This window comes from Klebsiella sp. BIGb0149, from assembly GCF_004362605.1.
GTDB classification, from domain to species: Bacteria; Pseudomonadota; Gammaproteobacteria; order Enterobacterales; family Enterobacteriaceae; genus Klebsiella; species Klebsiella terrigena.
The window spans coordinates 128,623-142,164 of record NZ_SNYG01000006.1; the positions used below are offsets into that span (position 1 = coordinate 128,623).

A 13,542-nucleotide genomic window follows, 5' to 3' on the forward strand; every position below is an offset into this window, starting at 1 on the left:
ATCACCCCGCCAGGTCCAAAATTCGAACAACAAGCTGTGAGAAGCTCATCCCCGCCTGACGCGCCGCCATCGGCACCAGGCTATGGCTGGTCATGCCAGGAGAAGTATTCGCTTCCAACAGATAAAACTGGCCATCGCTGTCCAGCATGACGTCAATCCGTCCCCAGCCGCTACAGCCGAGAACATTCCAGGCTTTCAGTACCAGGGCCTGAATTTCTGACTCGCGGGCAGGATCCTCACAACCTGGGCAGAAATATTGCGTCTCATCAGAGAGATACTTCGCTTCATAATCATAGAAGGTTCCAGCCACATGGATACGAATTGACGGTAAAATTTCTTCACCGACGATAGCAACGGTGAATTCCGGTCCACTGAGCCATTTCTCAATCAGAACTTCATCATCATGCTGAAAAGCCAGCGCCAATGCATTGTGTAATTCACAGCTTTCGCTCACTTTCGACATGCCGACGCTTGAACCTTCACGGCTCGGCTTAATAATCAGCGGCAGCCCAAGCGCCGTAATCTGCTGCGCGACCTCCGCGGTAAGGCCCGCGCTGAACTGCGAACGGGTCAGCGCCACCCAGGGAGCAACGGGTAAGCCCGCGCCCTGCCACAGTAGTTTACTGCGCACTTTATCCATCGAGATCGCCGAAGCCATCACGCCGCTGCCGGTATATGGCAGCTCAATCAGCTCCAGCAGCCCCTGCAACGTTCCATCTTCTCCACCGCGGCCGTGCAAAGCAATAAACGCTTTCTGAAAACCCAGCTGCTTTAGCTGGGTAATGTCGACATCACGGGGATCGACAGGATGAGCATCAACGCCCGCCTCACGCAGCCCGGCAAGCACCGCCGCGCCGGAGTTGAGCGACACCTCTCGCTCGGCGGAGGTCCCGCCGAAAAGAACCGCGATCTTATCAGCCACGGCGCTCCTCCTCCGCTTTATGCGGCATGAGTTTGATTTCAGCCAGGTGGCGGGCAATTTTTCCGATATTCCCCGCGCCCTGCACCAGCACCAGATCGTTCCCGGTCAGCACCGATGCCAGCATCTCTGCCGCCTGGGCCGGGTCAGAAAGCAGAATCGGGTCCACCTTGCCGCGGCCGCGAATTGTGCGGCACAGGGAGCGGCTATCCGCCCCCGGGATCGGCGCTTCGCCGGCGGAGTAAACGTCCAGCATCAGCAGCGCGTCGACCTGGGTCAGCACGTTGGCAAAATCGTCGTACAGATCGCGCGTACGGGTAAAGCGGTGCGGCTGGAACAGCATCACCAGATTTTTATCCGGCCAGCCGGCGCGGGCCGCCTTGATGGTCGCATCCACCTCCGTCGGGTGATGGCCGTAATCATCAATCAGCATCGCGCTGCCGCTTTTACCGTTGACCTCAGCCAGCGGATATTCGCCGAGGAAATCAAAGCGACGGCCGGTGCCCTGGAAGGCTTCCAGCGCCCGCAGGATCGCGTCGTCTTCAATGCCCTCTTCCGTCGCCACCGCCACGGCCGCCGCCGCATTCAGGGCATTATGGCGACCCGGTGCGTTTAGCGTGACCTGAATAACCTCTTTGTCCTGGCGCACCAGGCGGAAATGGCCCTGCGCGCCAAGCTGGCGATACTCTTCAATACGCACGTCGGCATCGTCGCTAAAGCCGTAGGTCGTCGTCTGGCGGCCGACGCGCGGCAGCAGTTCACGAATGACCGGATCGTCCACGCACATCACCGCGCGTCCGTAGAACGGCAGGTTGTGCAGGAAGTTAACGAACGTCTGCTTTAAGTTTTCAAAATCACCGTGGTAGGTATCCATGTGATCGGCTTCGATATTGGTCACAATGGCAACCATCGGCTGCAGATGCAGGAACGATGCGTCGCTCTCATCCGCTTCCGCAATCAGATAGCGGCTGTGCCCAAGACGGGCGTGCACGCCCGCGGCCTTAACCAGCCCACCGTTGACGAAAGTCGGATCGAGGCCGGCCTCCGCATAAATACTCGAGACCATCGCGGTGGTCGTGGTTTTACCGTGCGTGCCGGCGATAGCGATGCCGTGGCGAAAACGCATCAGCTCCGCCAGCATCTCTGCGCGACGGATAACCGGAATACGCGCTTCATGAGCGGCAACAATCTCCGGATTTTCCGCAGAGATTGCGCTGGAAACCACCACCACGCTGGCATCGCGCACGTTTTCAGGACGATGGTTGAAATAGATAGTGGCGCCAAGCTTAGCCAGCTGCTGCGTAACCGGATTCGGCGCCAGGTCGGAGCCGGAAATCTGGTAGCCTTCGTTGGCCAGAACTTCGGCAATACCGCCCATACCGGCACCGCCAATGCCAACAAAGTGAATGTGCCGGACGCGACGCATCTCGGGCACTATGGAACGCAGTTTTGCCAAATCTTGTGTATTCATTCGTTACGCCATCAACTTCTCTATTCGGGCGGTGAGATTCACCGCGATTAGCGCGCCAGTGCTGCGGCGCTCACTTCTTCCGCTACCCGCTCGGTAGCATCCGGAATCGAGGCTCTACGCGCTCGTTCCGCCATATCCAGCAGCGTTTCACGATCCCAGCCGGCCAGGGTTTGCGCCACGGCATCCACCGTGAACTGGGGCTGTTCGAGAATTTTCGCGGCTCCCGCTTTTTCCAGCGGCAGCGCGTTCCAGTACTGCTGACGATCCTTATGCTGAAACGGCACAAACAGCGCCGGTAATCCTGCGGCGGCGATTTCGCTCACCGTCAGCGCGCCGGAACGACATACCACCACGTCGGCCCAGGCATATGCTGCCGCCATGTCATCAATAAATTCGGTCACCTTGTGCTGCGGCTGCCCGGCATCAGCGTACGCCTGCTGTACCGTCTGCTGGGCGCCTTTGCCGCTCTGGTGCCAGATGGTGACCGCGCCGTTCAGCTTCCCGGCCACCAGCGGCATAGTCTGGTTCAGTACGCGGGCACCCTGCGAGCCGCCAACCACTAAAACGCGGGTCGGCCCCTGACGCCCAACCAGCCGCTGCTCCGGCAGAGGCAGCGCGAGCACATCGGTGCGCACCGGGTTTCCCACCACGTCAGCGTGGGGGAACGCGCCGGGAAACGCCTGCATCACTTTCTTCGCAATTTTTGCCAGCCATTTATTGGTCAGGCCGGCAATACCATTCTGTTCGTGCAGCACCACCGGAATGCCCAGCGACCATGCCGCCAGCCCGCCGGGGCCGGAAACGTATCCGCCCATCCCCAGCACGACGTCCGGCTTGAAACGCTGCATAATCGCGCGCGCCTGACGCCAGGCGTTGAAAATACGCACCGGCGCCAGCAGCTGCGCCTTCAGGCCTTTGCCACGCAGGCCGGAGATGCGGATAAAATCGATCTCAATACCGTGCTTCGGCACTAAGTCCGCTTCCATACGATCGGCGGTACCCAGCCAGCGAACCTGCCAGCCCTGGTCCATTAAATGGTGCGCGACCGCCAGTCCCGGGAACACATGCCCGCCGGTACCGCCCGCCATCACCATTAACCGCTTTTCCTGACCGCTCATCGAACACCCCGTGTAAACGCCTGGGCTTTTTCCAGACGCGTTTCATAATCAATACGCAACAGCAACATGATCGCCGTCGACATAATCAGCAGGCTGGAGCCGCCGTAGCTGATCAGCGGCAGCGTCAGGCCCTTGGTCGGCAGCATGCCCGCAGCCGCGCCGACGTTAACCAGCGCCTGGAAGCTAAACCAGATCCCGATCGCACAGGCCAGAAAGCCGGAGAAACGGTGGTCAATCTCCAGCGCTTTGCGGCCGATGGACATGGCGCGAAAAGCGACGAAGAATACCATTAAAAGGGCCAGTACCACACCGATATAACCGAGTTCTTCGCCGATGATGGCGAAGATGAAGTCAGTGTGCGCCTCCGGTAAATACTCCAGTTTTTGTACCGAGTTGCCTAAGCCCTGGCCCCACATTTCGCCGCGGCCAAAGGCCATCAGCGACTGGGTCAGCTGGTAGCCGCTGCCAAACGGATCCTCCCACGGGTTCCAGAAGGAGGTTACGCGGCGAATACGATACGGCTCGGCGAGGATCAGCAGCACCACCGCCGAGATCCCCATACCGATAATGGCAATGAACTGCCACAGCTTGGCGCCGGCGAGGAACAGCATCGCCAGAGTCGTCACGAACAGCACCACCACCGTTCCGAGGTCCGGCTGCGCCAGCAGCAGGATCGCCAGCACGAAAATCACGCCCATCGGTTTCAGGAAGCCGCGCAGGTTATTACGCACCTCATCGCCCTTACGCACCAGGTAGTTGGCGATGTAGCAGAACAGCGACAGCTTGGTAAACTCCGCGGGCTGAATGCGCAGCGGGCCCAGCGCAATCCAGCGCGATGCCCCGTTTACCGAGCTCCCGACCACCAGCACGATCAGCAGCATCACTATCGAGGCGATCAGCATCGCGGTACTGTGCCGCTGCCAAAATTCCATCGGCAGGCGCAGGGTCACCAGCGCAAGCCCCAGCGCCAGCAGAATGTAGAGTCCGTCGCGCTTGGCAAACAAAAACGGATCGTTTGCCAGACGCTGGCCCACCGGCATCGAGGCCGAGGTCACCATGATGAAACCGACCGCCGCCAGGCCAAACGTCAGCCACAGCAGCATCCGGTCATACATCACCAGGCTGTCGTTATCTTTCTGCCGCGAGCCCATCACCCAGCCCTTCAGCGCGGCAAACAGCCAGGAGAAGATACGCATTCCCGGCAAACGCGGCAGCGTCAGTCGGGGCATTCTCAGGCGCGGGAGAGAGAGACGCATCAGCCTAACTCCTTCGCCAGGCGGGTAAAGATATCCCCCCGTTGTTCAAAGCTTTTAAACTGATCGAGGCTGGCGCAGGCCGGTGACAGCAGCACCATATCGCCCGGCTTCAGCAGCGGCGCAATCTGACGCATCGCCTGCTCCATGGTTTCCGTCTGCGTCGCCGCCTCAGGGCGCAGCGCCGCCAGCTGCTCGCCGTCGCGACCGAAGCAGTACAGGCGGATATTATCCCCGGCCAGGTAGCGCTTCAGCGGCGCGAAATCAGCGGATTTGCCGTCACCGCCGAGCAGCAGATACAGCGTGCCCTCCAGATGCAGGCCGTTCAGCGCCGCTTCGGTGCTGCCAACGTTGGTGGCTTTGGAATCGTTTATCCAGCGCACGCCGTTATGGTCCAGCGCCAGCTGGAAACGGTGCGCCAGGCCGGTAAAGGTGGTCAACGCCTTGAGGCTGCTGGCTCGCGGCAGACCCGCGGCATCCGCCAGCGCCAGCGCCGCCAGGGCGTTGCTGTAGTTATGCTGGCCGGTTATCGGCATCTCTTTGACGTTCAGCACTTTCTCACCCTTCACCCTCAGCCAGGTTTCTCCCTGCTGGCGGTTAAGGTGGTAGTCGCCGACGTCAACGCCAAAGCTAATGCAGCGGTCATCGGCCCCGCGCACCGGCATCGTCAATCCGTCATCGGCATTCACAATGCAGCTCTTCGCATTTTCATAGACGCGCAGCTTGGCCGCCCGATACTGCTGCAGGCCGAGCGGGTAGCGGTCCATATGATCTTCGGTCACGTTGAGGATCGTCGCGGCAACCGCCCGCAGGCTGGAGGTGGTTTCCAGCTGGAAGCTGGAAAGTTCGAGAACGTACAGCTCGCGTTCAGCATCCAGCAGCATCAGGGCCGGCAGGCCAATATTGCCGCCGACGCCGACGTTTACGCCGGCCGCTTTCGCCATTTCACCCACCAGGGTGGTGACGGTGCTTTTACCGTTTGAACCGGTAATCGCCACAATCGGCGCCTGCGCCTCGCGGCAGAACAGCTCGATGTCGCCAACGATTTCCACGCCGGCGTCCATCGCCGCACTCAGAGAGGGATGCGCCAGGGCGATACCCGGGCTTGCCACGATCAGATCGGCCGCCAGCAGCCAATCCTCGTTCAGGCCGCCAACGTAGCGCTCCACTTCTTCCGGCAGCTTATCCAGGCCGGAAGGCGCAGCGCGAGTATCCATGACGCGCGGCGTCACGCCGCGGGCCATGAAAAAGTCCACGCAAGACAGGCCGGTCATACCCAGCCCAATAATGACGACTTTCTTACCCTGATAATCTGCCATGATTAACGTACCTTCAGCGTCGCCAGGCCAATCAGCACCAGCATCAGCGAAATAATCCAGAAGCGCACGATCACGCGCGGTTCCGGCCAGCCTTTCAGTTCATAGTGGTGATGAATCGGCGCCATTCGGAAGATGCGCTGACCGCGCAGCTTGAAGGAGCCGACCTGCAGAATGACCGACAGGGTCTCAACAACAAAAACGCCACCCATAATAACCAGCAGGAATTCCTGACGCAGCAGCACGGCAATGATGCCCAGCGCGCCGCCGAGGGCCAGTGAACCCACGTCGCCCATAAAGACCTGAGCCGGATAGGTGTTAAACCACAGGAAGCCAAGGCCCGCACCGACGATCGCCGTACAGACGATAACCAGCTCGCCGGCGTGACGCAGATAGGGAATATGCAGGTAGTTGGCGAAGTTCATGTTGCCCGACGCCCACGCCACCAGCGCGAAACCGGCGGCCACAAACACGGTTGGCATAATCGCCAGGCCGTCGAGACCATCGGTGAGGTTAACCGCGTTGCCGGTACCGACAATCACGAAGTAGGCCAGCAGAATGTACAGCAGCCCCAGCTGCGGCATGATGTCCTTGAAGAACGGCACCACCAGCTGAGTAGCCGGCGTGTCTTTCCCGGCCATATAGAGCGCAAAGGCAACGCCCAGCGCAATCACCGACATCCAGAAGTATTTCCAGCGGGCAATCAGGCCCTTGGTGTCTTTGCGCACCACTTTGCGATAGTCATCAACGAAGCCAATGATGCCGTAGCCTATCAGCACCGTCAGAACGCACCAGACGTACGGGTTAGAGGGATAAGCCCACAGCAGGACCGATACCACAATCGCGGTGAGGATCATGATCCCGCCCATGGTCGGCGTACCGCGTTTGCTGAAGTGAGATTCCGGACCGTCGTTGCGCACAACCTGGCCGAAAGCGAGTTTTTGCAGACGAGCGATCATACGCGGGCCCATCCACAAAGAGATGAACAGCGCGGTCAGCAGGCTGACGATGGCGCGAAACGTCAGGTAGGAAAAGACGTTAAAGCCTGAATAATATTTGACCAAATGTTCGGCCAGCCATACTAACATGTTCCATTCTCCTGTAATGCGCGTACTACCTCTTCCATGGCGGCACTACGTGAACCCTTCACTAAAACGGTCAGAATTTTATGCTCTGCGATAAGCTCGCGCAGACGAGCCACCAGCGCGGATTTCTCGCTAAAGTGCTCACCCACGCCGCTGGCGGAGCTGATATCAGCGCTCAGCGCGCCGACGCTCAGTACGCGATCGAGCCCTGCCGCCTTCGCCGCTTCGCCAACCTGGCGATGGCAGGCGGCGCTTTCCGCGCCGAGCTCGGCCATATCGCCAACCACCAGCACCCGGTAGCCCGGCATTTCGGACAGTACCTGCACCGCGGCGGTCATCGAGCCGACGTTGGCGTTATAGGAATCATCAAGCAGCAGCTGATTTTCCGTAAGCCGGATCGGGAACAGGCGCCCCGGCACCGCGGTAAGCTGAGCCAGTCCGGCCTTCACCGCGGCTAAATCAGCGCCGACCGCCATTGCCAGCGAGGCTGCTGCCAGCGCGTTGGCGATATTGTGGCGGCCCGGCAGCGGCAGCAGAACGTCCACGCTCCCCGTTGGGGTTTGCAGGGTAAATTCCGTACCGTGGCTGGTGACATGAATATTGGTCGCCGTAAAGTCGCTGTTGGCGGCGTTGGGCGAGAAGCGCCAAACCTTACGATCGCCAATGACGCTCTGCCAGTTCAGCCAGTCGTTATTGTCGGCGTTGAGAATGGCGATGCCGTTTGCCGGCAGGCCGGTAAAGATTTCGCCTTTCGCCTTCGCCACGCCCGCCAGCGAGCCGAAGCCCTCAAGGTGCGCGGCGGCCAGGTTATTCACCAGCGCGGCTTCCGGACGCGTCAAACTCACGGTCCAGGCAATTTCACCCTGGTGGTTGGCGCCCAGCTCAATCACCGCATACCGGTGCTCGTGAGTCAGGCGCAGCAGCGTCATCGGGACGCCAATATCGTTATTCAGGTTGCCGGCGGTATACAGCGTGGTGCCGCACTGCCCGAGGATCGCCGCGGTCATCTCTTTCACCGAGGTTTTCCCGGAGGAGCCGGTCAGCGCGACCACGCGGGTCGGTACCTGCTGGCGAACCCACGCGGCCAGCTCGCCGAAAGCCTGCCGGGTATCTTTCACCACCACCTGGGGTAAATCGCACTCCAGCCTGCGGCTGACCAGCAGCGCGCCGGCGCCGGCCTGTTTTGCCTGCGCGGCAAAGTCGTGGGCGTCGAAGCGCTCGCCTTTGAGGGCTACAAACAGGCAGCCCGCCGTTATTTTGCGGGTATCCGATGTGACCTCATCGATGGCCAGATCGCTACCCTGCAGTTCGCCGCTGGCGATGTCGGCAAGCTGAGAAAGCGTAAAGCGAATCATGCTACCGTCCCCAGTAAACGCGCGACGGTCACGCGATCGGAGTAGTCCAGGCGGCGATTGCCAACAATCTGGTAATCCTCGTGGCCCTTACCGGCGACCAGCACCACGTCCCCCTCTTTCGCCAGCATAACGGCATTGGTCACGGCTTCCGCCCGACCTTCCATCACCTTCGCGTGCCCGGCATCAAGCATGCCGGCCAGGATATCGTTGATAATGGCGCGAGGATCTTCGGTACGCGGGTTATCGTCGGTGACAACGGCAATATCGGCGAACTCTTCGGCGATAGCGCCCATCAGCGGACGTTTGCCCTTATCGCGATCGCCGCCGCAGCCAAATACGCACCACAGCTTACCGTTGCAGTGCAGACGCGCGGCCTGCAGCGCTTTTTCAAGCGCATCAGGCGTATGAGCGTAATCCACCACCACGGTCGCTTTGCCCGGCGCGCTAAACACTTCCATACGCCCGCAAACCGGCTGCAGACGAGAAGCCGTTTTCAGCAGCTCGGCCAGCGGATAGCCCAGCGCCAGCAGGGTAGCCAGCGCCAGCAGCAGGTTGCTGACGTTAAAGGCGCCCATCAGGCGACTTTCGACTTCGCCCTTGCCCCAGCTGGAATCAAACTGAACGGTCGCCCCGCTGTCGTGATAGCTCACCGCGGTTGCCTTCAGCCAGCGGCCGTGGCAGTTCGGATTGATATGGTCTTCCATCGATACCGCAACCGCATCCGGCAGCTTCGCCAGCCAGCGACGGCCCACTTCATCATCGGCGTTGACGATCGCCTGACCGCAGTGGTGGGTGGAATAGAGCAGCCATTTCGCCGCTTCGTAGTGCGCCATATCACCGTGATAGTCCAGGTGATCGCGGCTCAGGTTGGTAAACACCGAGGCGGCAAACTGCAGCGCGGCTACGCGGTGCTGAACCAGGCCGTGGGAAGAAACCTCCATCGCCGCCAGGGTCGCGCCCTGCCCTGCCAGCCCGGACAGCACGTGCTGAACGTCTACCGCAGAGCCGGTGGTATTTTCCGTCGGGATAACCTTGTCCAGCAGGCCGTTACCTACCGTACCCATGACCGCACTGGTTTCGCCGAGCAGCTGGCCCCACTGCGCCAGTAGCTGAGTGGTGGTGGTTTTGCCGTTGGTCCCGGTTACGCCGATCAGGCGCAGCTGCTGCGAAGGCTGATGGTAAAAACGCCCGGCCAGCGCCGACAGGCGCTCGTTGAGCTGGCTAAGATAAATGACCGGCACGCCGTGCATTTCACGGATTTCACCGTCGCCAGCCTCATCTTTGGCCTCAGCTATAATGGCAGCAACACCTTGCGCTATCGCCTGCGGGATATAACGACGCCCGTCCGCCTGATGACCTAATACCGCGATAAAGAGATCCCCGGAAGCAGCCACCCGGCTGTCCAGCGTCATCTCTCGCAGAATTCGCTCCGGCGCATTTGGCACCCACGGAGCGAGAAGGTCGCGCAAATTACGATCTGCCACCTGTTCCCTCGCCTTGATTAATCACAAATTCACTTTTTTCGCCCGTTGCCAGCGCATCCGGTTCGATGTTCATGGTGCGCAGAACGCCGCCCATGATGGCACCGAAGACCGGCGCGGAAACGGCGCCGCCGTAGTATTTACCCGCCTGCGGGTCGTTGATCACCACCACCAGCGCGAAACGCGGGTGGCTGGCGGGCGCAACGCCTGCGGTGTAAGCAATATATTTGTTGATGTAGCGACCGTCTGGCCCCACTTTTTTCGCCGTACCGGTTTTGATCGCGATGCGATAGCCCTTAATCGCCGCCTTCACGCCGCCGCCGCCCGGCAGCGCCACGCTTTCCATCATGTGCACAACGGTACGAACGAGAGGTTCCGGGAAGACTCGCTCGCCCGGAACCGGTGGATCAACTTTAGTAATCGACAGCGGGCGATACACGCCGTAGCTGCCGATCGTTGCGTAGACTCGCGCTAACTGTAACGGGGTTACCATTAGCCCATAGCCGAAAGAAAAGGTGGCCCTCTCTATGTCAGACCACCGTTGTTTTTGAGGGTATAAGCCACTGCGTTCTCCGACCAACCCCAAATTGGTCGCTTTTCCGAGCCCAAAACGTGAGTAAGTATCTACTAACGCTGAGGACGGCATCGCTAACGCCAGCTTGGAAACACCGACGTTACTCGACTTCTGTAGTACCCCGGTCAGGGTCAATTCGCTATAGCGCGCCACGTCTTTGATTTCGTGGCCGTTAATACGGTAAGGAATGGTATTCAGCACGGTGTTTTCGTTGACGATCCCGCGCTGGAGCGCCGTCATCACCACCATCGGCTTCACCGTGGAACCCGGCTCGAAGACGTCGGTGATGGCGCGGTTACGCATGATGTCTTTTGCCGTGCCGGAGAAATTATTCGGGTTGTAGGACGGGCTGTTGGCCATCGCCAGCACTTCGCCGGTGCTGACGTCAACCAGCACCGCGCTTCCCGACTCCGCCTTGTTAAACGCCACCGCGTTGTTCAGTTCGCGATAAACCAGCGCCTGCAGGCGCTCGTCGATGCTCAGCGCGAGGTTATGCGCGGCCTGGCTGTCGGTGGAAGAGATATCCTCGATGACGCGGCCATAGCGGTCTTTACGCACGATACGCTCGCCCGGCTGGCCGGTAAGCCATTTGTCAAAGCTCTTCTCAACGCCCTCAATGCCCTGGCTATCGACGTTGGTAAAACCGATAAGGTGAGAGGTGACTTCGCCTGACGGGTAGTAGCGGCGCGACTCTTCGCGCAGGTGGATCCCCGGCAGCTTGAGCTTTCTGATGTAGTCGGCCATATCAGGATTGACCTGACGAGCCAGATAGATAAAGCGCATTCTCGGGTTGGTATTGATGCGCGACGCCAGCTGATCCAGCGGCATATTCAGCGCATCCGCCAGCGCTTTCCAGCGGTTGTCGAGGGTGACGCCGCCGGCATCGTGCAGCTCTTTCGGATCGGCCCAGATCGCCTTCACCGGCACGCTCACCGCCAGCGGGCGGCCCGAGCGGTCGGTAATCATCCCGCGCGCGGTCGACACTTCCTGCACGCGCAGGGAGCGCATATCGCCCTGACGCACCAGCATGTCCGGACTGATAACCTGCAGCCACGCCACGCGGCCCAGCAGGAAAGTCAGAGCCAGCAGAATACAGCCGCACAGCAACGCAAAACGCCAACTGATAAAGTTGGCCTGTTCTTCCTGACGTTTTGGTCTTGGCGTTTTCGGCGCTGCTTTCATGCGTCGCAATAATCCTTATTTTTGTACAACGATATTTTCTTGTGATGGATCGACGTGTTGCATCTGCAACTTCTCGGTCGCGATCCGCTCAACCCGACTGTGATCGCCCAGGGCGTTCTCTTCGAGGATCAGGTTGCGCCATTCAATATCCAGCGCGTCACGTTCCAGAACTAACTGCTCGCGCTGGGCGGTTAACAAGCGGGTATGGTGCGCCGTCGTTACCACCGTAATCGCCGTAATGATGATGCAAATGAACAGACAGAGTGGCAGCTTCCCAAACCGCAGAAGGTCGTCTCCGATCACGCCAGGCAAGGCATGGCGCTCGTTGCTTCCTATCGACCCTTTAACCTTGCTTAGGGCTTCTGTCACTCTGCCGATCATGCGTTCGTCCTCTCTGCAATGCGCAGAACTGAACTACGGGCACGAGGATTTTCAGCTACCTCTTCTTCGCCCGGCATCAACTTGCCTAATGCTCGCAGCTCACGGCCGCCCAGTTTACGCAGCTGCTCTTCGGTCATCGGTAGCCCTGCCGGAACCTGCGGACCGCGGCTTTGCTCGCGCATAAAGCGCTTCACAATACGGTCTTCCAGCGAGTGGAAACTGATGATCGAAAGCCGCCCGCCCGGGGCCAGCACGCTGAGCGAGCTTTTTAGCGCCTGCTCTATCTCCTCCAGTTCACTGTTCACCCAAATGCGCACCGCCTGGAAGGTACGGGTCGCGGGATGTTTGAACTTATCCTTCACCGGCGTTGCCGCCGTCACCACTTCCGCCAGCTCTTTGGTGCGGGTCATCGGCTCAATGCGGTTGCGCTCGACGATGGCGCGCGCGATGCGCTTACCGAAGCGCTCTTCGCCAAAGGTCTTAATCACCCAGGCGATATCGGCCTCTTCGGCCGTCTGCAGCCATTCGGCGGCCGACTGGCCGCGCGTCGGATCCATGCGCATATCCAGCGGGCCGTCGCGCATAAACGAGAAGCCGCGCTCCGCGTCATCCAGCTGCGGCGACGAGACGCCAAGATCGAGAAGAATCCCGTCGATCTTGCCCGTCAGTTCGCGCTCACTAACATAATCTGCAAGCGCAGAAAAAGGTCCGTGTACGATGGAAAAACGGGGGTCATCAATGGTCTTCGCCACGGCGATTGCCTGCGGATCGCGATCGATTGCCAGCAGACGACCTTCCGCTCCCAGCTGGGAGAGGATCAGGCGCGAGTGACCACCGCGACCAAAAGTGCCATCAATGTAGATACCATCCGGGCGAATATTCAGGCCGTTAACGGCTTCATCCAGAAGTACCGAAGTATGTTTAAAATTTTCCATCATTTTATAAAGACAAATCCTGCAGTCGCTCCGGCAGTTCCCCGGTTGCGGACTGCTCAGCGTCGATATCTTCCTTGACCCGTTGATACCAGGTCGTTTCATCCCACAGCTCAAACTTATTGAACTGCCCGACCAGCATCACTTCTTTTGTCAGCCCGGCATGCTGCCGTAACACCGGAGCGATCAATAGCCGCCCGGCATTATCCATCTGACATTCGCTGGCATGTCCCAGAAGCAGACGCTGTACGCGCCGCTCAGCGGGATTCATGCTCGACAAACGCGACAATTTTTGCTCGATGATTTCCCATTCAGGCAAGGGGTAAAGCAGCAGGCACGGGTGATGAATGTCAATGGTGCAAACCAATTGACCGGAAGCGCTCTCAATCAGCCCGTCGCGGTAACGCGTCGGTACGGCCAGACGGCCTTTGCTGTCGAGATTGACTAACGTTGCCCCACGGAACATGCCAGCCTC

The 13,542-nt window shown here is 59.8% G+C and carries 12 protein-coding genes; all 12 read right to left on the bottom strand.

What is annotated here, in order from left to right; genetic code table 11:
• Position 1: 1 nt before the first annotated feature.
• The 12 genes from EDF75_RS20040 to mraZ are packed head-to-tail and all read right to left on the bottom strand — an operon-like array spanning position 2 to position 13,533.
• Positions 2–922, bottom strand: a complete 921-nt coding sequence (locus tag EDF75_RS20040) for a D-alanine--D-alanine ligase (protein ID WP_133600655.1) — start codon at positions 920–922, stop codon at positions 2–4.
• Positions 915–2,390, bottom strand: a complete 1,476-nt coding sequence (gene murC / locus EDF75_RS20045) for a UDP-N-acetylmuramate--L-alanine ligase (RefSeq protein WP_123710108.1) — start codon at positions 2,388–2,390, stop codon at positions 915–917. Before murC ends, EDF75_RS20040 begins: the two co-directional genes overlap by 8 nt.
• A 47-nt stretch (positions 2,391–2,437) precedes the next feature.
• Positions 2,438–3,508 (bottom strand): undecaprenyldiphospho-muramoylpentapeptide beta-N-acetylglucosaminyltransferase, encoded by a 1,071-nt coding sequence (murG, locus tag EDF75_RS20050; RefSeq protein WP_041144049.1) that lies wholly within the window; start codon positions 3,506–3,508, stop codon positions 2,438–2,440.
• A complete protein-coding gene (gene ftsW / locus EDF75_RS20055; RefSeq protein ID WP_133600656.1) occupies positions 3,505–4,764 on the bottom strand; it encodes a cell division protein FtsW in 1,260 nt (419 codons plus the stop codon). The genes murG and ftsW overlap by 4 nt, the downstream gene beginning before the upstream one ends.
• Entirely contained in the window at positions 4,764–6,080 is a 1,317-nt protein-coding gene (gene murD, locus EDF75_RS20060) for a UDP-N-acetylmuramoyl-L-alanine--D-glutamate ligase (protein ID WP_133600657.1), read from the bottom strand. Before murD ends, ftsW begins: the two co-directional genes overlap by 1 nt.
• Positions 6,081–6,082: 2 nt before the next feature.
• A complete protein-coding gene (mraY, locus tag EDF75_RS20065) occupies positions 6,083–7,165 on the bottom strand; it encodes a phospho-N-acetylmuramoyl-pentapeptide-transferase (RefSeq protein WP_041144046.1) in 1,083 nt (360 codons plus the stop codon).
• Positions 7,159–8,517, bottom strand: a complete 1,359-nt coding sequence (gene murF, locus EDF75_RS20070; RefSeq protein ID WP_133600658.1) for a UDP-N-acetylmuramoyl-tripeptide--D-alanyl-D-alanine ligase — start codon at positions 8,515–8,517, stop codon at positions 7,159–7,161. Before murF ends, mraY begins: the two co-directional genes overlap by 7 nt.
• Positions 8,514–10,001 (bottom strand): UDP-N-acetylmuramoyl-L-alanyl-D-glutamate--2,6-diaminopimelate ligase, encoded by a 1,488-nt coding sequence (murE, locus tag EDF75_RS20075; RefSeq protein ID WP_133600659.1) that lies wholly within the window; start codon positions 9,999–10,001, stop codon positions 8,514–8,516. The genes murF and murE overlap by 4 nt, the downstream gene beginning before the upstream one ends.
• Complete coding sequence (locus EDF75_RS20080) at positions 9,988–11,754, bottom strand: peptidoglycan glycosyltransferase FtsI (RefSeq protein ID WP_041144043.1); 1,767 nt, start codon at positions 11,752–11,754, stop codon at positions 9,988–9,990. Before EDF75_RS20080 ends, murE begins: the two co-directional genes overlap by 14 nt.
• A 15-nt stretch (positions 11,755–11,769) precedes the next feature.
• The gene (ftsL, locus tag EDF75_RS20085; protein WP_002888550.1) at positions 11,770–12,135 is read right to left on the bottom strand and encodes a cell division protein FtsL; all 366 of its coding nucleotides are present in this window, start codon (positions 12,133–12,135) and stop codon (positions 11,770–11,772) included.
• Entirely contained in the window at positions 12,132–13,073 is a 942-nt protein-coding gene (rsmH, locus tag EDF75_RS20090) for a 16S rRNA (cytosine(1402)-N(4))-methyltransferase RsmH (RefSeq protein ID WP_133600660.1), read from the bottom strand. The genes ftsL and rsmH overlap by 4 nt, the downstream gene beginning before the upstream one ends.
• Before the next feature lies 1 nt (position 13,074).
• On the bottom strand, positions 13,075–13,533 hold the full coding sequence (gene mraZ, locus EDF75_RS20095; RefSeq protein ID WP_041144041.1) for a division/cell wall cluster transcriptional repressor MraZ: 459 nt from the start codon (positions 13,531–13,533) through the stop codon (positions 13,075–13,077).
• Positions 13,534–13,542: the final 9 nt, after the last annotated feature.